The sequence below is a fragment of the Paenibacillus typhae genome (assembly GCF_900099765.1).
Lineage (GTDB): Bacteria > Bacillota > Bacilli > Paenibacillales > Paenibacillaceae > Paenibacillus_AQ > Paenibacillus_AQ typhae.
The window spans coordinates 1-21921 of the sequence record NZ_FNDX01000049.1 but is presented as its reverse complement, the minus strand read 5'-3'; the positions used below and the strand labels follow the sequence as shown (position 1 = coordinate 21921).

Annotated in this window: 22 protein-coding genes, 1 tRNA gene, 2 rRNA genes and 2 riboswitches; of the genes, 10 read left to right on the top strand and 15 right to left on the bottom strand. The window is 49.7% G+C overall.

The window, feature by feature from the left end; genetic code table 11:
• Positions 1-2: 2 nt before the first annotated feature.
• From BLR64_RS25690 to BLR64_RS25665, 6 genes are all read left to right on the top strand, one after another.
• Positions 3-2018, top strand: a complete 2016-nt coding sequence (locus tag BLR64_RS25690) for a M1 family metallopeptidase (protein WP_090718981.1) — start codon at positions 3-5, stop codon at positions 2016-2018.
• An 11-nt stretch (positions 2019-2029) separates the two neighbouring features.
• The gene (locus BLR64_RS25685) at positions 2030-2860 is read left to right on the top strand and encodes a hypothetical protein (RefSeq protein WP_090718979.1); all 831 of its coding nucleotides are present in this window, start codon (positions 2030-2032) and stop codon (positions 2858-2860) included.
• A 222-nt stretch (positions 2861-3082) separates the two neighbouring features.
• A riboswitch (cyclic di-AMP (ydaO/yuaA leader) is annotated at positions 3083-3221 on the top strand.
• A 72-nt stretch (positions 3222-3293) separates the two neighbouring features.
• Positions 3294-3722, top strand: a complete 429-nt coding sequence (locus BLR64_RS25680) for a C40 family peptidase (protein ID WP_068728861.1) — start codon at positions 3294-3296, stop codon at positions 3720-3722.
• A 384-nt stretch (positions 3723-4106) separates the two neighbouring features.
• A riboswitch (cyclic di-AMP (ydaO/yuaA leader) is annotated at positions 4107-4252 on the top strand.
• A gap of 5 nt (positions 4253-4257) precedes the next feature.
• Positions 4258-4749 (top strand): C40 family peptidase, encoded by a 492-nt coding sequence (locus BLR64_RS25675; protein ID WP_376744662.1) that lies wholly within the window; start codon positions 4258-4260, stop codon positions 4747-4749.
• A gap of 262 nt (positions 4750-5011) precedes the next feature.
• Positions 5012-5497, top strand: a complete 486-nt coding sequence (locus BLR64_RS25670) for a GNAT family N-acetyltransferase (protein ID WP_090718977.1) — start codon at positions 5012-5014, stop codon at positions 5495-5497.
• A gap of 125 nt (positions 5498-5622) precedes the next feature.
• A complete protein-coding gene (locus BLR64_RS25665) occupies positions 5623-5979 on the top strand; it encodes a c-type cytochrome (RefSeq protein WP_068728857.1) in 357 nt (118 codons plus the stop codon).
• A gap of 93 nt (positions 5980-6072) precedes the next feature.
• On the opposite strand, the gene BLR64_RS25660 is transcribed toward BLR64_RS25665, so the two are convergent.
• Positions 6073-6360 carry a 4a-hydroxytetrahydrobiopterin dehydratase gene (locus BLR64_RS25660; RefSeq protein WP_090718975.1) on the bottom strand — a complete coding sequence of 96 codons (288 nt, stop codon included), beginning with the start codon at positions 6358-6360 and terminating at the stop codon, positions 6073-6075.
• Positions 6361-6584: 224 nt separating this feature from the next.
• Positions 6585-6878: a hypothetical protein gene (locus BLR64_RS25655; protein ID WP_090718973.1), complete on the bottom strand. Its 294-nt coding sequence runs from the start codon at positions 6876-6878 to the stop codon at positions 6585-6587.
• A 204-nt stretch (positions 6879-7082) separates the two neighbouring features.
• Here BLR64_RS25655 and motA point away from each other — a divergent pair, with 204 nt between their 5' ends.
• Together motA and motB are read left to right on the top strand one after the other, a co-directional pair.
• Entirely contained in the window at positions 7083-7883 is an 801-nt protein-coding gene (motA, locus tag BLR64_RS25650; RefSeq protein ID WP_090718971.1) for a flagellar motor stator protein MotA, read from the top strand.
• Positions 7867-8682, top strand: coding sequence for a flagellar motor protein MotB (gene motB / locus BLR64_RS25645; protein ID WP_090718969.1), 816 nt, complete (start codon positions 7867-7869; stop codon positions 8680-8682). Before motA ends, motB begins: the two co-directional genes overlap by 17 nt.
• A 79-nt stretch (positions 8683-8761) precedes the next feature.
• Here the strand turns inward: motB and rluF are convergent, their stop codons facing one another.
• Both rluF and BLR64_RS25635 read right to left on the bottom strand, forming a co-directional pair.
• Positions 8762-9463, bottom strand: a complete 702-nt coding sequence (gene rluF / locus BLR64_RS25640; RefSeq protein WP_090718967.1) for a 23S rRNA pseudouridine(2604) synthase RluF — start codon at positions 9461-9463, stop codon at positions 8762-8764.
• 48 nt (positions 9464-9511) lie between these two features.
• The gene (locus BLR64_RS25635) at positions 9512-11779 is read right to left on the bottom strand and encodes an ATP-binding protein (protein ID WP_090718965.1); all 2268 of its coding nucleotides are present in this window, start codon (positions 11777-11779) and stop codon (positions 9512-9514) included.
• A gap of 316 nt (positions 11780-12095) precedes the next feature.
• Between BLR64_RS25635 and tadA the strand changes: the two genes are divergently transcribed.
• Complete coding sequence (tadA, locus tag BLR64_RS25630; protein WP_090718963.1) at positions 12096-12602, top strand: tRNA adenosine(34) deaminase TadA; 507 nt, start codon at positions 12096-12098, stop codon at positions 12600-12602.
• Between the two features lie 68 nt (positions 12603-12670).
• Positions 12671-13237, top strand: a complete 567-nt coding sequence (locus BLR64_RS25625) for a GNAT family N-acetyltransferase (RefSeq protein ID WP_090718961.1) — start codon at positions 12671-12673, stop codon at positions 13235-13237.
• Between the two features lie 67 nt (positions 13238-13304).
• On the opposite strand, the gene BLR64_RS25620 is transcribed toward BLR64_RS25625, so the two are convergent.
• The 11 genes from BLR64_RS25620 to BLR64_RS25570 form a co-directional block, all read right to left on the bottom strand.
• Complete coding sequence (locus BLR64_RS25620) at positions 13305-14396, bottom strand: hypothetical protein (protein WP_090718960.1); 1092 nt, start codon at positions 14394-14396, stop codon at positions 13305-13307.
• A 105-nt stretch (positions 14397-14501) separates the two neighbouring features.
• Positions 14502-14651, bottom strand: a complete 150-nt coding sequence (locus BLR64_RS25615) for a small acid-soluble spore protein P (RefSeq protein ID WP_090718958.1) — start codon at positions 14649-14651, stop codon at positions 14502-14504.
• Positions 14652-14664: 13 nt separating this feature from the next.
• Entirely contained in the window at positions 14665-15006 is a 342-nt protein-coding gene (locus BLR64_RS25610) for a hypothetical protein (RefSeq protein WP_090718956.1), read from the bottom strand.
• Between the two features lie 172 nt (positions 15007-15178).
• A tRNA-Ser gene (locus tag BLR64_RS25605) sits at positions 15179-15267 on the bottom strand.
• A gap of 64 nt (positions 15268-15331) precedes the next feature.
• Positions 15332-16621 carry a serine--tRNA ligase gene (gene serS, locus BLR64_RS25600; protein ID WP_090718954.1) on the bottom strand — a complete coding sequence of 430 codons (1290 nt, stop codon included), beginning with the start codon at positions 16619-16621 and terminating at the stop codon, positions 15332-15334.
• 85 nt (positions 16622-16706) lie between these two features.
• Positions 16707-17291 (bottom strand): pyridoxal 5'-phosphate synthase glutaminase subunit PdxT, encoded by a 585-nt coding sequence (pdxT, locus tag BLR64_RS25595; protein ID WP_090718952.1) that lies wholly within the window; start codon positions 17289-17291, stop codon positions 16707-16709.
• Positions 17292-17309: 18 nt separating this feature from the next.
• Positions 17310-18191: a pyridoxal 5'-phosphate synthase lyase subunit PdxS gene (gene pdxS / locus BLR64_RS25590; protein WP_068728796.1), complete on the bottom strand. Its 882-nt coding sequence runs from the start codon at positions 18189-18191 to the stop codon at positions 17310-17312.
• A gap of 40 nt (positions 18192-18231) precedes the next feature.
• Positions 18232-19638 (bottom strand): D-alanyl-D-alanine carboxypeptidase family protein, encoded by a 1407-nt coding sequence (locus BLR64_RS25585; RefSeq protein ID WP_415841187.1) that lies wholly within the window; start codon positions 19636-19638, stop codon positions 18232-18234.
• Positions 19639-19757: 119 nt separating this feature from the next.
• Positions 19758-21215 carry an IMP dehydrogenase gene (gene guaB, locus BLR64_RS25580; RefSeq protein ID WP_090718950.1) on the bottom strand — a complete coding sequence of 486 codons (1458 nt, stop codon included), beginning with the start codon at positions 21213-21215 and terminating at the stop codon, positions 19758-19760.
• A gap of 370 nt (positions 21216-21585) precedes the next feature.
• Positions 21586-21702, bottom strand: a 5S ribosomal RNA gene (rrf, locus tag BLR64_RS25575).
• A 127-nt stretch (positions 21703-21829) separates the two neighbouring features.
• A 23S ribosomal RNA gene (locus BLR64_RS25570) occupies positions 21830-21921 on the bottom strand; the annotation flags it as partial.

Genomic DNA, 21921 nt, shown 5'->3' with positions numbered 1-21921 from the left:
GTATGAAGCCACTGTCATTAAGGTTCATGATCATCTCTGCGGCCCTGGCCGCCCTCATCCTGCTGGGAGGGTCCCTCTGGCTCCTGAGCGGGCTTAGCCCTGCCGCCCAGTCAGCCGCTGCCCCAAAAGAGGCCAAGTCCCCCGCTGCCGTGTCCCAGACCAAGGCGGTGCAGCCTGTTCTTCCCGAGAGCAAGCCGCTTCCGGTCTCTGAAGCATTAAGCCAGCGGGTAACCGAGTATCATATCGATGTGCAGCTGGACGCGGATGCCCGGGCGCTCCAGGCTACAGAAACAGTTACCTGGATTCATCCCGGCCAAAAGCCCGTACAAGAGCTCTATTTTCACCTCTACCCGAACGCTTTCACCTCTGAAAAAACAACATTTATGAAGGAGTCAGGCGGTGAGCTGCGCGGTGATACCATGCCGGAGAACGGGTACGGCAGCATGACGATAACCGACCTGCGCACTACCGAGGGGGTATCCCTCATGCAGCGGATGCAGTATGTGCAGCCCGATGACGGCAATATCAACGACAAGACCCTCGTCAAGGTTCATCTGCCGCAGCCGGTAAACGGCGGAGAGAGTGTAACGCTTAAAATCCAGTTTGAGGTCAAGCTGCCCAAAATATTCGCCCGTATGGGGACTGCCGGAAATTTCGTGATGGCCGGACAGTGGTTCCCCAAGCTCAGTGTATATGAGCCCAAAGGAACAAGAGGCGTTCAGGAGGAGGGCTGGGATCTTCACCAGTACCACGGCACTTCAGAGTTTTACAGCGATTTCGGCATTTACAATGTAACGATCTCTGTTCCTGCCAACTACATCGTAGGCGCTACCGGCTTTCCGGTTAAAAGTGCCCAGATCAAGCAGGACCGGAAAATCTACCAGTTCTACGCTGATGATGTCCATGACTTTGCCTGGGCTGCATCCCCTGATTTTGTCGTTGCCGAGGAGGCCTTCTCTGCCCCGAACGTGCCGGGCGTACGGATCAAGCTGTATTTGGACCCGTTGCACAAGGATCTGCAGGAGCGGTATTTTCAGGCTACCAAGGCTGCCCTGACTGCATTCAGCAAATGGTATGGTCCCTACCCTTATTCGACCTTATCGATCGTCGTTCCGCCCAAAGAGGGGAATGGGGCTGGCGGAATGGAGTACCCGACGCTGATCACTGCCTTCGGTGCAGCCGAAAGCTCCCCAGGCATGTCGCTTGAGCGCACTGTCATTCATGAGATCGGCCATCAGTACTTCTACGGCATGGTGGCCAATAATGAATTTGAAGAGGCCTGGCTGGATGAAAGCTTTACCTCTTATGCCGAGGACCGCCTGATGGAGCAGGAGTACGGGGTCAGCTCCAGCGCTGCCCTGCAGGCCAGCATGGTCACCGTACCCCAGCAGCTTAATCTGGAGACCTGGAAATATAGCGCCGCAGACGGGTATACCCGCAATGTATATATCCGCGGCAAGCTGGTCCTCAAGGATATCGAACAGCAGGTCGGCACCAAAACAATGGATGCTATCCTGCTCGCCTATGCCCGGAAATACAGGTTCAAGCATCCTTCCACGGCCGATTTTCAGAAGATTGTCGAAAAAGTAACCAAGCAGTCTTGGCAGGATTATTTTGACCAGTATGTCTACAGCGGCGGTGCGCCTGACTTTTCTGTAGACCGCATCACCACCGGTAGTGGAAAAAATAGTGCTGATGGAGTAGAGGCCCGCTATGAGGCAACGGTGGAAGTGAGCAATAAGGGCAGCGGTTATGCCAATGTTCCGGTAAAATTCACATTTACCGACGGTTATACCGTACAGCAGTTCTGGAACGGAGAACAGAAAACAACTGCTTTTCAGCTATCCTACAAGGCGCCTCTTGCTTCTGTGGATATCGACCCCGGACACTCCATCCTTCTGGAGAGTAAGCATCTTAACAATTTCATGCTGGCGGAGCTTGCGCCCAAGACGCTCTCGCGCTGGACACTCAGTGTAACCAAATTGCTTGAAACTCTGCTCGGAACTCTAGTCTGGTGAGGTGATGGATAGTGAAAAGCGCGATTTCCCGCAGCTGGATCAGCATGAAGGAGCAATTTTATATCCTGATTCTGCTGTTTATTTACCGGCTGCTCTGGGGGTATTTTTTGTACAGGTTCGTCAGGTCTGCAGTCATTCCGGTGCTGCTGCGCTATCCGGATACCCATGCCGGCGGAAGCGGACTGGGCAGACTGCTGTATTATATCGAGGGGCAGGCTGCCTTGGGAGGTGACCCGGCCGTGCAGCACTGGCTCTGGCTGCTGCTCGCGCTGTCGCTGCTGCGGCTGCTGATTTCCCCCTTTATCCGCGCCGGTCTGCTGCATGAGCTGCATCAGGAGCGTATAGGTGAACGCGGACTGTTCTTTTTCCCGGGAATGAGACTCTACGGGCTGCCGGTGTTTCTCTTCAGTCTGGCCGAATGGCTGCTGTCTGCGCTCCCGCTTTACTGGCTGCTGCCCAAAATGTATACGCTGCTATTAGGCGGTTTATTAGATTATAAGCTCCTGCTGAAGCTTCTGCCCTATCTGCTGGCCTGGATGCTGTATCTCTACATCGTCCGTACGGTGCTGCTCTACATGCAATTCGGCTATACCGCCGGGACAGGCATGTTCTCCGCGCTGCTGGCCTATCTCAGGCTGCTTGCTCCTTCAACCGGTGCTTCACTGGTGCTTGGCGCAGGAGGGCTGCTGACGTGGCTGCTGTCGGCTGTAACCGCCCTGTTCTATCCGGGACTGCCGGCGCTGCTCTTCCGCCAGTTCGCACCGCTCCCGTCCACCTTGTTCAAAATGTGGGGAATTGCCGCCCAGTACCAGCTATGGAGGAGCAAAACTTTTCCACAATAATTTTCCGCCAGAACGACATATTAAAAGAGTCACTGCCTCTGCTTCAGGGGTGTGACTCTTTTGTGCTTAACAATGTTTTAACGTAGAGTTTGCAAAACATCAGAACCTCTGATACAATGATGCCTGTACCACTGGTAACAACTTTGTAATCTTTAGAAACAATTTCGACTAACGTATGTACCTTATACACTTCAACATTGTCAATCAACAGTCACTGTTCTGGTGCATAAAACGCCAAATTCCCAGCACCGGGAAGTGGGGGAACCATATTTTGGGTGAATTGATCTCGCTTTAGAGGGGTCATAGGGGAACCTTCTACCGAATCCTTAAGCTAACCTCGCAGGCCTTGGAAGGAGTACATCTTTTGAAAAGTCACAATTTGTTCCGCACGCATCTAAAAAAGAAATGCACCGCAGCAGCACTGGGTCTTGTGATGGTATTCACTATGGGCGCCACCAGCGTTTCAGCTGATTCCAAAATGGACGCAGTTATCTCCAAAACCATCGGAGTTTCATACAAAACAGGAGGTACAAGTACCTCGGGCTTCGATTGTTCAGGATTCACCAAGTACGTATTCAAGAGTATCGGTCTTACCCTGCCCCGCACCTCCAAAGCACAGTACAGCATTGGAACGCCTGTTTCCAAAAGCAATCTGCGTGCCGGTGATCTAGTATTCTTCAATACGCTGGGTAATGGAGTTTCCCATGTAGGCATTTACGTCGGGAACGGAAAATTTGCACAGTCCTCCAGCTCAAAGGGTGTAAACATCAGCTCGCTGAGCCAGGCTTACTGGGCCAACCGCTACGTTGGCGCCAAACGAGTAATGAGCACAACAGCTTACCAGGCTGTCGCTTACGATTGAACCTTCCCCTCACAATTTAACCTCTTACACATAATTGTAACTTATACTGGCCCGGATTTGATTATTGCCGTAATCATTCCCGGGTTTTTCCTTTTTACTTCCTTATTCTACCTTTTACACACAACCAGGGCTTATGAAACACCCCTCTTAATAAAAATTCCAACATTGTTTCAGAAAAAGCTTACTTTTCACATAAATTTGAGTCTTTTTAAGCAGAAATCTCTCTTAAAAAACGCAAATATTATGCACTAATATGTTTTAAGTGATTGCCAACGGCCTCTGTCTTTGCTACAATTATCGCAGTGAGCTTATAGTAACATTTTTGTAATTAATCAACCGGGTTTTTCAAACGTTTTGTCATAATGTTCTGCCAGCTAATCCTAATCAACAGTCGTGCCGAGTTCCCTTACGAAATAAGGGAAACGGGGGAACCAATTTTTGGGTGAATTGACCTCCTATTCACAGAGGGGTCATAGGGGACCTTCAACCGAACCCTTAAGCTAACCTCGTAGGCATTTGGAAGGGGTATTTACTTTTGAAGAAGAAGTTAGCCGCCGCACTACTCAGTTTTTCTATTATGCTTACCATTGGAGCAGGAAGCGCTTTCGCGGATTCCAAAATGGATAAAGTCATCGATAAAGCCATCGGAACCAAATACGTGTCCGGCGGAGTATCGACCAACGGCTTTGATTGCTCCGGATTCACCATGTATGTGTTCGATAAGATCGGCATTAACCTGCCGCACCAGTCCGGCTCCCAGTACCAGATGGGTACTGCCATCTCCCGTGATAATCTGCGGGAAGGCGATCTTGTATTCTTTAATACAAGCGGCCGCGGTGTATCTCATGTCGGCATTTATGTTGGAGAAGGTAAATTCGCACATGCTTCAAGCTCAAAGGGTGTAACCATCAGCTCGCTGAGTGACAGCTACTACGTCAACCGCTACGTTGGCGCCAAACGGATCATGAGCACAGATGCTTACCATGCAGTTGCAACTGATGCTGAAGACAACGATGATGTTCAATAAGCAATGATAAGACAGGTGCTTTTCCAGGATTTTTGCCGAAATCTTGGAGGGCTCCTGTTTTTTTGTCTATAAAACTACTTACCCCTCCCCTAACGCATAAAACACTCAAAATCCCTTTTTTCCGCAATTTCATAAAATATTTTTGGCGGTTTGTCAAGTTTCTGCTGTCCTTACTAATTTCCTGAGTTGAACCCGCCCTGTTTTGTATATAATTAAGTATACGATATAGTACCGCTCCCCCTGAAAGGAGGTCTGTGGCCTTATGAGCAGTTACCCTGTCACTTTTTACGTGGTGCCGATGGAGGCCAGTCATGCCGAAGATATTTGCGGATGGGAGTACAGGCCGCCTTATAATATTTACGGATGGCTACCATGGGAGCAGATGCAGGCGCTTGGCATTGAATTCGGAGACCCGCAGCTGCGGACAGAGCAGTATGTATCTGTTGTAGACGAAGAAGGGGATCTGTGCGGATTTGCGCAGCTGTTTCCGATGGAAGGCGTGGTCCGGCTGGGAATCGGCATGCGCCCCGAGCTGTGCGGGCATGGAAGGGGGCATTCCTTTATGAATGCAATCGTTCAGGCGGCTCTGGAGCGATACCCTGACCGGGAGATTGATCTGGAGGTCCTCACCTGGAATCAGCGGGCTATCCGGACATACCAGAAGTGCGGATTTACGATTACCGATACGTACGAACGTCGTACTCCAAGCGGAGATAAGCCATTTTATTGCATGGTCTATAATAAATAGCTCCATACTGAGGTTGAAGCCCGTATCCGCACAAAAATCGTTCATTTTTTTGACACAAACTCTATGATAACGCTTTACCTTTCTGTATAATGAAGGAAGCAGCTTACACGGAGGGGACGATGGAGATGCAGAAATGGATCATGAGCGGTTTGTTTTTTGCCGCATGTGCTTTTGCGGTAGTACTCTTGTTCACATTGCCCGGCAAAGAGGAAGTCGCGGAAGAAAATAAGCCTACAATGCCCCAGGTAACCCTGGATGCCGCCAGTGCGGAAGCCGCTGTCAAAACCAACTGTATATCCTGCCATGGCGATCAGCTTCAGGGCGGTGTAGGCCCAAGCCTGCAGCATGAAGGCAGCGAACGGGATGCCGAGAGCATCTACAGCATTGTGACCAAGGGACGCGGACAAATGCCATCCTTTAAAGATAAGCTGGCCCCAGAGGAGATCGCCAACGTTGCTTTATGGCTCGCAGAGAAAAAATAAAAGATTGTTCATTCATTAAAATGCCCGTACTAGGACTCCAGCAGGTCCTTTATACGGGCATTTTTGTGTACAGCGGTTATATTAGACCGTGTCCTAACGTGCTTTGTCAAAGGCTTCATTGAATTCATGAGCCTGGCGGAAATCTAGCGCAGCAAGGCCGCTCTCTTCTTTTGCCGATAAGCGCAGGGTTACGGTTTTGTAGTCAATCGTTATATGCGGATGATGATCAAAGGCTTCGGATATGGCTGCCACCTCATCCACAAAAGCAATGCCCTTCATATACTCGCTAAACATGTACTTGCGTACCAGCGTTTCTTGTTCCAGCTTCCAGCCCTCCAGCTTACCTATCTGCTCATGCAGCTCTTCCACTGATAATTGCAATTTGCATCCTCCCTTACTTTATTAGCAGTAAAGTCTTTAGACGTATACTTTCTGATATTTTAAACAAAACATCCCTCAGCTTCTGAAAGTCCAAGGGATGCGCCAGGATAAAGGCTTTTTTTCGGTTTAATGTATTCTGAAATCCCGGCAAATAGCACTCGTCAGCTCAATTTTACCATGGCTGCATGGAGAGGGGCAAACCCGGGCCCATTTCTGCTGTCCAGCTAGACAAGTACTACCGAGGCCAGATCTTCCTCACCAAGCAGAATGTTGATCCTGTGGGTCTCTTTGTCGTAGATGACAACTCCGCTGCCCACCTGAATGACCGGCTCATCGCCAAGCCCATAAAACAGATCCTCGGCCAGGGCCTCCCAAACCTCAAGCTTTGATTCCTGCGGCAGCTCCTGCCACTCATCAGGTTCCATCTCAAAAAATACATAACCGTCTGAAATGCGGCTGACGGCCTCCGTCAGTTCCTTCAGAATCTCACTGTAATCTCTGCCGTGCTTAACACCCACGTCTATCACTCCGTTTTCTTCACAGATGAATAATAACTTACCCTATCCATTATAGCCGAAAAAATGACTTCACAAAAAAGGGAATGCTGTCGATAAATAAGAATATACGTGATTTCATTCCACACAGGGTGTCCCGCTGCTTTTCAAGGATGATACAAGCGGCTGTGACGGATCACTTTTTAATTCTCATGGACGAGGTGCATAATGGAAATTTCAACATTACTTGGTTTGATTTTTGGTCTGGTTGCTTTTCTTGGCGGGATGGTGCTGAAGAATGCCCCGCTCACAAGCTTAAATAACCCTGCGGCGTATGTCATCATTCTCCTGGGTACCGTAGCCTCCGTCTTTGTGGCCTTCCCGATGGCGGAGCTCAAGACGATCCCAAAGCTGTTCAAGCTGCTCTTCGTTCAGCAAAAGATGGTGAAGAAATCCGATTTGATCACCACGTTCATGGAATGGGCATCCATTACCCGGCGTGAAGGACTGCTGGCGCTGGAATCGAAGGTTGATGAAATTGAAGATGATTTCCTGAGAAACGGTATGCGTATGATCATCGACGGCAACGATCAGGAGTTTGTCCGTGATGTATTAATGGAAGATATTCATGCAACTGAAGACAGACATAAAGCCGGCGCCCTGATCTTCTCCCAGGCAGGCATGTATGCCCCTACGCTTGGGGTACTCGGAGCGGTTGTCGGACTGATCGCCGCCCTTGCCGATATGAGTGATATGGAAGTGCTTGCCCACGCGATTGCAGGGGCGTTTATTGCTACACTGCTCGGTATTTTTACCGGTTATGTAATGTGGCATCCAATGGCCAACAAGCTTAAACGTATCTCCAAAAAAGAAATCCAGCTCAGGCTGATGATGGTAGAGGGGCTGCTGTCCATCCAGTCCGGGGTCTCAACCATTGCGATCAACCAGAAGCTGTCCGTCTTCCTTACACCGTCGGAGCGTGCCAAGTTGATTGCAAAGGAGGGCGGCTCGAGTGAGCAAAAAGACTAGGCATGAAGAGCACGAAGAGCATGCAGACGAATCCTGGCTATTGCCCTATTCCGACTTGATGACGCTGCTTGTCGCTTTGTTCCTGGTTATGTACGCTATGAGCGCCACTGATGCCAAGAAGTTCGAGGAGATGAGTCAGGCTTTCAGCTCCGCGCTGAACGGCGGTACAGGTATTCTCGACCAGCGGGCTGCTTCGCCCACCGAGTCACAGCTGGATCAAGGCAAGCACGAGAAAATGGATAACGTAGTTGCTCCCAATACAGGCGAATCCGAAATTGCCAAGCTGCGCAAGCAGGAGCAAGAGGACCTGGAGAAGCTAAAGAAGCAGTTCGACCAGTATATCGAGAAAAACGGGCTCACTGATCTGCTCAGCACCAAGCTGAATCAGTCGCAGCTGATGATTACAATCAGTGACAACGCCCTGTTTGCTTCAGGTGAGGCCGATGTTAAGAATGAATCCCGGCAGCTGGCCAAATCAATTTCCAGTATGCTGCAGCAGTTTCCTGACTACAATGTACTTGTACAGGGGCATACCGACAACGTCCCGATTTCCAACAGCAGCTATTCTTCCAACTGGGACCTCAGTGTAGACCGGGCCCTTCATTTCATGAAGATCCTGCTGCTGAATCCGAATCTGGACCCGGTAAAATTCAGCCCGATCGGCTACGGTGAATACCACCCGATCGCTGATAACTCCACGGCTGCCGGACGGGCCAAAAACCGCCGCGTGGAAGTCTCCATTCTCCGGAAATACACAGAATCAGCAGATACTACAAGCGTTGCTCCTCCTGCTCAATAAACGGGACTCCGCAACGAATACAAAGAAAGAGCTGCTCCCGGGATTACCCGGGAAAGCAGCTCTTTCTTTGTATGGCTGGCTATTGCAGCTCATAGCTGAGCATAGCCCCCAGCTCCTGTTTCTCCTGCGTGGTCAAATCACGCCATTCCCCTGTCTTGAGCGCGCCCAGATGAATATTCATTATCCGGATACGCTGCAGGTGTTTTACCTCGTAGCCAAATGCGCTGCACATCCGGCGGATTTGCCGGTTTTTGCCCTCAGTAAGAATGATGCGGAATACCCGCTCCGAGATCCGGGTTACTGTGCATGGGAGGGTTTTGCCGCCTAGAATCTTAACCCCGCTCGACATTGCAGAAATAAAGGAAGGCGTAATCGGCCTGTCTACAGTTACTATGTATTCCTTTTCATGCTTGCCTTCAGCCCGCAGTATTTTGTTGACGATATCGCCGTCATTTGTAAGCAGAATTAAGCCTTCGGAGTCCTTATCGAGCCGACCAATCGGAAATATCCGCTCCTGATGCCCAACAAAATCAACAATATTTCCCTGAATATGTGCCTCTGTGGTAGAGGTGATGCCTACCGGCTTATTCAAAGCAATATAGACCACCTGGCTACCTGTTTCAAGCGGTTTGCCATCAATCAATACCTGATCTCCCGGCACAGCCTGGCTCCCCAGTACAGCAGGTTCACCGTTGATTGTAACTCTTCCGCTTTCGACCAGCTTGTCTGCTTCACGGCGTGAACAGTAGCCTGTATCACTGATGAACTTATTAATTCTCATTTCTGTTCTCACTCCGTTCCTTATTCATTCCTTCACTCAGGCCTGATTCTATGCAACCGGCAGTATAATCGTAATCTCAGCTCCGCACCCGTATTCACTGCGGATCTCCATGCTGCCTTTGTGAGCCTGGATAATCCGCTGGCTGACCATCAGTCCAAGACCGGTTCCCGTCTCCTTATTTGTAAAGAAGGGCTCCCCCAGCTTGGGCAGCATCTCTTCCGGAATTCCCTCTCCCTGATCCGAGATTACAATGATAACAGAATTTCCTTCGATCCGCTGCAAAACAGTAATGGTGCCGCCTGCAGGCATCGCCTCAATTGCATTTTTGACGATATTGATAAAGACCTGCTTTAGCTGGTTCTCTTCACAATGTACTCTTGCAGGCTGGACGGAGAGCTGTGCTTCAAATTCGATGCCGAAAAGATGCGCCTGGCTGTCCAGCAGGGAAATGACATCATTCAGAATATGCCGGACATCCTTCTCCTGAAAGTGGACAGCCTGCGGCTTGGCCAGGATCAGAAATTCGCTCACAATCAGATTGATCCGGTCAAGCTCAGACAGCATCAGATCAATATGCAGCGGTATAAGCACTCCCTTCTCCTTCTGAAGCTGCAGAAATCCTCGGAGAGTGGTCAGCGGGTTACGGATCTCATGGGCTACCCCTGCCGCCAGCTGTCCCACTGTCGTCAGTTTCTCCGAGCGTCTGAGCAGCTCCTCGATCCGGTTGCGTTCGGTCATATCACGGGATACATGTACAAAGGCCTGAGGACGGCCCTCTTCATCCCGGATCATTGAGGTGCTTACACTGACCTCAACTAAAGATCCGTCACGCTTCATCCTAAGGGTCTCCACAGGCGGCAGAACGGCGCCTTCCTTAAGTTCCTTAAGTCTTAGATCCTCCTGCCGCTGTACGGTAGCCGGTACAAGATAAGGAGGCTTGATTGCAGCATCGTCAGCATTCCAGCCGTACAGCTTCTCAAAGGCCTTGTTCGTGCTGGTAATCCGCCCTTCCATATCTACAGTATGGATTGCATCCGAAGTCCCGTTAATTACCGATTCCAGGTGCTCCTTCACAGCCCGGTTCTCCTCCAGCGTCCGTCCCAGCTGATTGGTATGCTGATACAAGTGATCGGCCATTACATTGATCCGGCTGGCCAGCTGGCCCAGCTCATCGCCGCTTGTTACATTTAGCGGGGACTCGAAATTGCCCTTGGCCACATCATCAACCTTACGCAGGATATCCTTAATCGGCCTTGTAACAATGCCGGACAGCGCGTAGCTGCATATGAAAAAAACAACCAGCAGCAGCACCGATGTCGTAATATCGCTGACCAGCTCCTCATTAATGACGGAGGAGATTACCGAGTAATCCATGACTACGCTGATGACATAATCATCATTGCCGGGCTGAGCAATCGGGATGAAGCTTTTAAGCACTCTTTTGCCCAAGGCTGATGTATCAATGGTTACCGGAGCTTCCTTCCTCAGGGCGGTCATCATTGCAGTCTTATCCTCGGCAGGATTGCCAAAAATGTAAGTTCCAAAACGGATAGGACGGTTGCGCAGCTTATGATTGACACTGTCCGTACCGTCCGGCTGCATGGTTTCAGAACCAAAGGTCTTGGGATTCATCCCCGTAATCTCCAATAGCCCCGGGTTGACCTCCTTGGAGCGCCGGACGATCTCTTCCGGCTCCATAATTCTCACGTAATCACTGACAGCTGTACTCCGGATATACGGATCTATAATATAGTTTCTTGACGGATCGCGGTAATAGCCCCACTTCTCAATGTACTCCGGATTGGAGGTGGAGTATTCAAAGGGACCGGACCAGAAATTATCAAGCGTCTGCCCCTGCTGAACGGATACCTTCTGGCCGGCAAACAACTCAAGAAAAGCTACATACCAAAAACCCATACCCTTGGTAGACATCCCAAGCTCGGCAGGATCTGAGGACTTAGCTACTATAATATCATCTTCAGTCTGAACAAGGAGCGAAATATTAGACACCCCTAGCTTGTCCGCCAGAAGCTTCAGCTGTGCGTTTTTCACATTGCTGATGTCCGGGTCAAGCTCCTCAGCAGCGAGAATAGCGGCGAGCCGAAGATTATAGGCCATCTGCTGCTGCACGTAATTGGAGCTGTAATTGCTCTGCTCGACAGAAACAGCAATCTGCATGGCCGTAGTCTTCATATTATTCTTGCTCTCGGTAAGCAAATTATTCCGGGCCGCATATAAATTCAGCATCAGATTGAGTCCCAGTATTAATAGTACCAACCCGAAAATGATTGCCGATAATTTTGTTTTAATGGACAAGCTGTTTGTTCACCTCTTATCAGCTGGTAAAAAAATCAAGCAGAGCATTCATAAATATCATACCTTCTGCCCCTTCATTTGAAAAGAGATTTCAAAGGGGGTTATCCACGTACAGCATTGAATTTTGAGGATAGTTTCTCTACAATAATGAAGGAAATCATGAATGCGATCCACAGCATATACACATATAAACAGGTTATTAATCTTGAGTGTGTACAAAATTGTGTATAAGTGGGCGGTTATCCACAGAGTTATACACAATTTGTTCAGAGCGAATATTTGTTCGTTGTACAAGGATTGTTCGAGGAAAGGAAAGATGAGCTTGAATAAATACAAGGATGAACTGCCACCTGAGGAGCTGGCCATACATGAGTTTTGGATGAAGGAGGCGATTGCCGAAGCGCGTAAAGCAGAGAGCCTGGGTGAAGTGCCTATCGGTGCGGTAATCGTTCGTCACGGGGAGATTATCGGCCGCGGCTACAATCTGCGGGAAACTACACTTGATTCTACCGCACATGCCGAAATGGTCGCGATCCGCCAGGCGAGTATTGCACTTAATTCCTGGAGGCTGCTAGACTGCCAGCTATACGTTACCCTTGAGCCCTGCCCCATGTGTGCGGGGGCAATGGTTCAGGCCCGGCTGCCGCTGACCATATACGGTACTGCCGATCCAAAGGCAGGCTGTGCAGGCACCCTTATGAACCTGCTCGAAGAACCGAGATTCAATCACCGGACCGGAATTATTCAAGATGTTCTTCGGGAGGAATGTGCAGAGCTGCTGACTTCTTTCTTCCGCCGGCTGCGCCGGAAGCCCAAGCTCTGAGGCATTAGTAACCCGTCCAACTGCCATTTTGTTTCTATAATTATTATGGGATAAGGAGAAACCCTGTTATGTCATTTAAGCTCTACAATCATGCACAAGGTATCTATCTTTCATTACTGCAGCCGCAGGACGCACAGGAGCTCCTGGAGCTGCGTCTGCGAAACAAAGAGCATCATCAGCGGTTTGAACCGCTGCGCGAGGCTGATTTTTTCACCCTGGAGAGCCAGCAGCAGCTGCTCAGCCAGCGCTTGAGCGACTCGGAGCATGACAGGGCTTATATGTTCGGCATCTTCCTGTCTGACGGAAGGCTGATTGGTCAGATTACACTTTCCAATCTGGTGCGCGGAGTGGCTCAGTATGCCGATCTGGGTTACTTTATGGATTATGCTATTCAAGGCAAAGGTCATATGACCGCCGCAGTGAGCCTGATCCTGGAATATGCCTTCCGTGCCCTTGCACTGCACAGAGTACAGGCTTGCATCCTGCTCCACAACGATGCTTCACGCCGGGTGCTGGAGAAAAGCGGTTTTCAGGCTGAAGGCATAGCCCGCCGGTATCTCAAGATCAACGGCGAATGGCAGGACCACCGGACCTATGCAATTTTGGCCGATGATTTTTTGACAGCCCGCTCATAGCTCAGATATAACAAAAAAACCTGCAGAGTGCTGAGTGCACACTGCAGGTTTTTGAATAGGATAAAGATTAATAAGTGCTCATTCCGCCAAATTGCTGCTGCAGCTCTTCCATTGTAACGACATCCTCACCCTGCGGGATACCGATCACGAAGGTCTGCTTCTCATTGATTTTGCTGTACTGATTAGTTCCGGTTAGTGACAGATTAATATTCTGCCCTTGCTCCGGATCCTTAACTACCACATCCATCAGCAGATTCTGATACACTGGGAAATCATCCTTGTTGATGGCTGTGTTCAGCTGGAAGTTGTTAACTGTCAGATAGGAGTCCAGGTCAGCTAAGCCCTTATCGAACTCTGCCCGGGCCTCACCCGATTGCAGCTGTTGTTTAATATCCGCGAGCTTGGCTTCGTCAATCTGCAGCATTTCCTTGTACTCTTCTTTGCCCAGGATATCAATGATCTTAGGCAGTGCATTGTTCACCAAAATGGTAAGCGCCTCTTTGACATTGCTGTTTGTCACTTGGAACTGGACAACCTGCTTAGCATCTACGCCCTCAGGCAGCCCCGCATCCTCAGGCTTCACATTCTTGAAGTACGTCTCTTCGTCATATTCACCCAGCAGCGTGCTCACTACCTCATTGGAAAGATCCTGGACTTTCTTGGTATCCACTGTCCCCGGCGTTACACCCACTCCCTGCTGTTCAGCAAGCTCTTTCGGATCAAGCTCCAGGAACTTGCCGACGATGGTCTCCGGAAGCGGCAGGAACGGAATCGACGGGATCTTGACATACATCTTATCTGTTGTCAGCACCATTGGAATATTGAAGGACATGGCCATGTCGCCCTTCAGATTCAGCACCATTGTTAATTCGGTCTGCATCGGATCTGACTGATGAACGCCATTAATGGAGATATCAGCGTTCTGGAGCATATTGAGCACCATGCCCGTAGTCTCATCCCCAGCCCCTGCAGGTGCATCAATCGTCAGGTTGTTAATAGTAAGTACACTCTTCATTTCGTAAGAAGTCATCGTTAACGCCTCTTTTGCTGACGACGATATTGCTTCTTTCGGTGACTCCTCTTTACTTGCACATCCGGGTAAAATAACTGCAGCTGTAAGCAGCAAAGCCGCTGCGGAAAGCCCCCATCTTTTAATCATTATTGTTCTCCTCTCCCATGTAAAAATATTACTTCCCCATGTTAATGATAAACCAATTAGCAAATATGAGAAACATTACGTTTCAGATACTGCCCGGGTTCCACTCTAACCTTGCGGGTTATTATGGTCCACGTGATTAGCCTGCTTTACCTTTTTGGAGCCCGATAACGGCTCGGGACCGGAAGAATGATGCTCTTGTCTGGACTTCTGATTAGTTTCCGTTCCCGGTACCGGCACGCTTTTTGGCTTACTCATTTTACATCTCCTCCTAAGGATTGGTCAGATTCTGCAGCGCCTGGGCGCATTCGTGAATCTGTCTGGTATACTTTTGCGCCAGCTGCTGGACAGCATCGGTGCGTTCATCCGTATGACGCCCCCCCTGCTCCACATCAACCAAATCAACGGCAACCTCCCGGCTGTCCACATAGGTACAGCGAAAATCCAGGGAGTACGCCTGATGTCCGGCAGCGTTAAAATGAATGAGCAGGCTGTTCTGGTCTGCCGCATCCCCCTGCAGGCTAAAGCTGTCCCCGTCTTTCATCAGCGCAGGCAGGCGTTCCTGCCAGGCTGAAATCAGCGTATTCTGGTCCAATTGCATTTCTCGGTTCATTGTTATGATCAGCCTCCTTCTCTATTACATTGCGGAGAAGCGGAGCTTTTTATTCCTGTCCGCAGCAAAGGTGCATGAATCCGGCATGGATCTCTATGAATACCGGCAAGCATAAAAAAAGCCGTCTTCCGGAGAAGACAGCTTCTATATGCAGATCATTGTATTAAAGAAATGGCGGAGAGGATGGGATTCGAACCCATGTGGGCTTGCACCCTAACGGTTTTCAAGACCGCCCCGTTATGACCGCTTCGGTACCTCTCCATAATGCATCTAAATTTCACATGCATTAGGAATTGTACCACATTTCGTGAAGAATATGCAAGTCCTACTGAGAAACTTTTGGAGTGATTACTTTTGTGTTACGCATGTATGGCTGAAGCACTTCCGGAATCCGCACACTGCCGTCTTCCTGCTGGTAATTCTCCAGGATCGCTGCTACAGTCCGTCCTACTGCCAGTGCCGATCCATTGAGTGTATGAACAAATTCCGGCTTGGCCTTAGGCTCTTTGCGGAAACGGATATTAGCCCGGCGGGCCTGGAAGTCTTCCGTATTCGAGCAGGAGGAAATCTCACGGTACATACCGCTCTCCGGCAGCCACACCTCAAGGTCATAGGTCTTTGCCGATGTAAAGCCCATATCCCCTGTACAGAGTCCCAGAACCCGGTACGGCAGCTCCAGTAACTGCAGCACGCGTTCAGCGTCTGCTGTCATCTTCTCAAGCTCCTCATAGGAGCTCTCAGGCGTAGTAAGCTTTACAAGCTCCACCTTATTGAACTGATGCTGGCGGATAAGACCGCGGGTGTCACGGCCTGCTGAACCGGCTTCAGAACGGAAGCAGGAGCTGTAAGCGACAAAATACTTAGGCAGGTCTGCAGCTGTCAGGATCTCCTCACGGTAATAATTGGTTACCGGCACCTCTGCCGTCGGAATCAAGTAATACTCTGTATCCCGCAGCTTGAACAGATCCTCTTCGAACTTCGGCAGCTGGCCCGTACCGTATAAGCTGTCCTTATTTACAATCTGCGGCGGCAGCATTTCTTCGTAGTTGTGCTCTCCGCTGTGCAAATCCATCATGAAGTTAATCAACGCACGCTCAAGACGCGCTCCGAGCCCCTTATAGAATACAAATCTGGAGCCTGTAACCTTGGCAGCAGCTTCAAAATCCAGTATATCCAGCTGCTGCGCAAGCTCCCAATGGGATTTCGGAGTGAACCCGAACTCGCGCGGCTGGGACCAGCGCCGGATTTCGACATTATCTTCTTCGGACTTGCCTACCGGCACCGATTCGTGGGGAATGTTAGGGATGCTCATCGTCAGCTCATCAATCTGTGCCTCAAGCTCACGGACTTCATCATCCAGCTCTTTAATCCGGTCAGAAACGGTACGCATCTCTGCGATCAGGTCATCAGCCGGCTCTCCGTTTTTCTTTTTCTTGGCTACATCGCCTGAAACAATGTTACGGCGGTTCTTGAGTCCTTCTGTCTCTTGCAGCAGTTCCCGACGGCGCAGGTCAAGCTGCGGGAATCCGGCAATCAGATCAAGCGATTTACCACGGTTGTTAAGCGCTTCTTCTACTTTAGCGTAGTCACTGCGCAATACTTTTACATCTAGCACAAAGTTTCCCTCCTGAAAACAGCCTAGACTCTTTCAGATTGCCGTTTGCAGCATTGAAAGAGTCAGGTTGTTCTTATATGCAGTTCTATTGTGTGGCTGCTGCCTTAGCCTTCACCATATCGGCAAAATACTGATGCAGCCGGTAATCGTCTGTCAGCTCCGGATGAAAGGAGGAAACCAGCAGATTGTCCTGCCGTGCTGTAACAATCTCATTATTATAAACGGTAAGCACATCTACCTCAGGACCTACTTCGCTGATAAGCGGAGCACGTATAAATACAGCGCGGACCGGCTCGCTAATTCCTTTTACATCGAGGTCGCATTCAAAGCTTTCCCGCTGGCGGCCAAAGGCATTCCGGGCCACCGTTATATCCATCAGCCCCAGGTGAGAATCTTCGCCGCCGGCAATTCTCTTTGCCAGCACAATCATCCCGGCACAAGTGCCAAAGATAGGCTTACCCTGGCCTGAAAAATCGCGTATGGCTTCAATAAAGCCATACTTGCGCATCAGCTTGCCGATTGCAGTGCTCTCGCCGCCGGGAATAATCAGGCCGTCCAATTCCTCAAGCTGCTCAACACGCTTGATCGGAAGGCCCTCCGCTCCGGTCTTCTCTATACTGACAATATGCTCCGTTACAGCGCCTTGAAGCGCCAACACTCCTATTCTCATCCGCCAACCTTCTCTCTATTAACGGCCCCGTTCTGACATGCGTTCAGCCGGTGTCAGAGTGGCGATATCAATCCCCTTCATCGGGGTGCCGAGATTCTTGGATACCTCGGCAATCAGTCTGTAATCGGTAAAGTGAGTTGTTGCTTCCACGATGGCGCGGGCAAACTTCTCGGGATTATCCGATTTAAAAATACCCGATCCTACAAAAACACCATCCGCCCCCAGGTGCATCATTAGAGCAGCGTCGGCAGGAGTTGCCACACCGCCTGCGGCAAAATTAACAACCGGCAGTTTGCCAAGCTCATGAACTTCGAGCAGCAGCTCATAAGGGACACCAAGGGTCTTGGCTTCATGGTACAGCTCATCCTTGGACAGGCCGGTTACTTTGCGGATCTGGCTGTTAATGTAGCGCATATGCCGCACAGCTTCAACAATGTTGCCTGTTCCCGGCTCACCCTTGGTACGGATCATGGATGCCCCTTCATTAATGCGGCGCAGCGCCTCTCCGAGGTCTTTGGCTCCGCACACAAAAGGAACAGTGAACTCGCGCTTGTCGATATGGAATACTTCGTCAGCAGGCGTAAGCACTTCGCTCTCATCCAGATAATCGACGCCCAGCGATTCAAGCACTTTTGCTTCAACATAATGGCCGATACGGGCTTTGGCCATTACAGGAATGCTTACCACTTTGAGGACTTCCTCTACAATAGTAGGATCAGCCATACGTGCTACGCCGCCCGCGGCGCGAATATCAGAAGGAACACGCTCCAGTGCCATTACAGCTACTGCACCTGCAGCCTCGGCAATCTTTGCCTGCTCAGCATTCATGACGTCCATAATGACGCCGCCCTTTTGCATTTCTGCCATACCTCTTTTTACTCTCGATGTTCCTGTTTCCATGTCCTGGCCCCCCGATTTTTTTACTATATCCCGCTAATACTTAGAACAGATCCTTAATTCCTGTAAACAAATCACCGAAAAAATCGCCGATTGCCCGCATCAGCAGCTTAAACCAGCCTGCTTTCTCTGCTTCCTCTGCTGTGATCAGATTGACCGTTTTCTGCTGAGCCTGTTCCATGCCTTCAATCTTATAGGTATAAGTTACCTTTCCGACTGCGGTAGCATTGGCAATAGGAGCAACGAGAGTGGAGGCGTCGTTGACAGCAACAGCCGTCTCGATTGCCGGGTTCACCGTTCCTTTTGGCACAATAAAGGTTACACCGGCGTCTGTAACTACAGGTACGCTCTCATTTTTACCCTTTTGAACAGGTACGGTTTCGTTTCCTGCGATCACAGACTTGGCGGCTACTACCTGCTTGATTTCAAAATTATTGAAGCCGAAGTCAAGCACCTTCTTTGTCTCTGTAAAGCGGTGTGCTTCCGAATCGGCTCCCATAACTACACTGATAAGACGCATACCGTCACGCACTGCCGTGCCGGTAAAGCAGTTGCCTGCCTTGGTAGTGTGTCCTGTCTTAAGTCCGTCAAGACCCGGATATGCATAAGCCTTAAAGTTCGCTATATCCTTATTGGCTTCGAGCATCCAGTTGTAGTTAATCATCGGCTTGGCATCGCGCTCACGGAACTTATAGGATTGGATCGTTGTAAACTCAGTAAAATCAGGATGTTCAGTTACTATATATTTAGCAAGTATAGCTGCATCCATTGCAGACATGACCGTTTCGCGGTCCGTTTCCGGACGATATTTGGAAGGCATATCTGCCCGGTCAAGACCGGTCGAATTAATGAAATAAGCCGTCTTCATCCCCATCTTCTGGGCAGTCTCATTCATTAGGGTCACAAATTGCTGTTCCGAGCCGGAAACCAGCTCTGCCAGTGCAACAGTAGCATCATTGGCTGAGCCCACTGCCATAGCTATGTAAAGCTCTTTAACCGTATGTTGGTCACCCTGCGCCAAAAAAATCCGGGAGCCGACCTGCTGGGCCGCATTCTCCTGAATAGTAACCGTCTGATCCCAGGAAAGCTGTCCATTATTAACAGCTTCGGTCACAAGGTATTCTGTCATCATCTTGGTCATACTGGCCGGAGGCAGCGCCTCATCGGCATTATATGATAGAAGAACTTCCCCAGTTGTAGGCTCAATTAATACAGCTGAGCTCACATTAAGTCCCAGAGATTCTATCGAAGGAATTTTGGCAACTGCTGTATTTGTTGCCGCCGTACCTGTACCGGTTGTGCCTGCTTCTGTTGTAGCCGGAGTCTGAACCTCACTGGCTAATACTGCGGAACTTACAGGAGAAGCTAACATATTTAAAAGCAGACCTACTGTCGCTGTCTTGATCACAAATTGCTTGCTGCTGAATTTACGCTTGTGCTTCAAAATCAATACTCTCCTTTGGTCCTCATATCCATTGCTTGTTCTATTCTAACACAGGGGTATCTGCAAAAAAAGACAGGCAGAGCGAATTATGCCCTGCCTGCCCGTATTTTAGCGAATTAGCGCAATTACAAGGAGTAGTTAGGCGCTTCCTTGGTAATCTGCACATCATGCGGATGACTCTCACGGAGTCCTGCGCCCGTAATCCGGATAAAGCTGGTATCGTTACGCAGCTCTGTCAAAGTCTTAGTACCGCAGTATCCCATACCTGAACGTAGTCCGCCGATCAGCTGGTGAACGGTATCGGAAAGCGGCCCTTTAAAAGCAACTCTTCCCTCAATTCCTTCTGGAACGAGCTTCTTGTCATCATCCTGGAAGTAACGGTCCTTACTTCCCTGCTTCATAGCACTCATACTTCCCATCCCACGGTACACCTTGAACTTGCGTCCCTGGTACAGCTCGGATTCTCCCGGGCTTTCCTCGGTTCCGGCAAACAGGCTTCCCATCATTACTGCAGATGCACCGGCAGCAATCGCCTTAGTAATCTCACCCGAGTATTTAATCCCGCCGTCTGCGATAATCGGTACTCCGTACTCCCGCGCGACTGTTGCGCAATCATAGATGGCAGTAATCTGCGGCACACCGATACCGGCAATAACCCGGGTAGTACAGATCGAACCCGGTCCGATACCAACCTTAACAATAGATGCTCCTGCCTCGATCAAATCACGGGTAGCTTCACCGGTTGCTACGTTTCCGGCAACAATTGTGAGGTCAGGGTACTTGGCGCGCAGATTGCGAACTGCTTCAATAATATTGATATGGTGTCCGTGAGCCGAGTCCACAACAAGCAGATCGACACCGGCTTCAATCAGAGCCTTCGCACGTTCATCCGCATCCTTCGAAATACCGATAGCTGCACCGACGAGCAGGCGGCCCTGTGCATCCTTAGCCCCGTTAGGGAACTGGATTGCCTTCTCAATGTCTTTAATAGTAATAAGCCCTTTGAGAATGTTATTGTCATCAACCAGCGGCAGTTTTTCGATCTTGTGGCGCTGCAGCATAACCTCTGCTTCCTGCAGGGTTGTGCCGACAGGAGCCGTTACCAGATTATCGCGGGTCATATATTCGCTGATCGGCGCGCTGTAGTCATGAATAAAGCGCATATCACGGTTAGTAATAATGCCGACCAGTTTGTTGTTATCATCGACAATCGGTACTCCGGAGATACGGTATTTACCCATTAGACGTTCCGCATCGGATACCAGATGATCCGGTGTGAGGGAGAAAGGATTAGTGATTACGCCGCTTTCGGAACGCTTTACCCGATCGACTTCGCCAGCTTGCTGCTCTACAGACATATTCTTGTGAATAATGCCAACTCCGCCTTCACGGGCAATCGCAATGGCCATTGCTGCTTCAGTTACGGTATCCATTCCTGCACTGATAAGCGGAATATTGAGCTTCACATTGTTACTCAAAACCGTACTCAGGTCCACTTCTTTAGGCAGCACCTCGGATTTACGCGGTACCAGCAGCACATCATCAAAAGTCAGTCCTTCTTTGCCAAACTTATCTTCCCACACCTGGGTCATTCCTCCTCGAATTGTCATTCTAAACGTCCGCAAACTTTATAAATGAAGAAACTTCGGTCAGGCCAGAGTCCATATCCGATAGACACCGTCAGGAGTAGCGAAGCTGCATGAATAAATATCTTCAATTAAGGTTTGAGATGCTTGTCCAAAAATATATTATTGCCATCTTAGCAAAGGCCTTTTAGCCTGTCAAGAATATTACATCATCCTGGAAAGGTTTCAAAAAAAGCTTGCCGCGTAAGCGAATTCTTGGACTTAAGTCCATTCACAGTGGACATTTGGCGGGGAGAAAGCCACATTTATTCTTAGGATAATAGACAACAAAAAAGCCATCGTCGATTGCTCAACAATGGCTTCATGTGCTTGGCGGCGTCCTACTCTCCCGGGACCCTTCGGTCCAAGTACCATCGGCGCTGGAAGGCTTAACGGTCGTGTTCGGGATGGGTACGCGTGGAACCCTTCCGCTATCGCCACCAAACAGGTTTTTTCCGGTCGTGTCACTCTCTGAAATCCTTCAGGAAAATAACCAACCTTCAAAAACATTCAAGGTTTTTCAGGAACTTGATTCCTGAAAACTGAATCCGAAACGAATCTGCGAATTACTATTGGATAAGCCCTCGACCGATTAGTATTGGTCAGCTCCATGCATTGCTGCACTTCCACCTCCAACCTATCTACCTCGTCGTCTTCAAGGGGT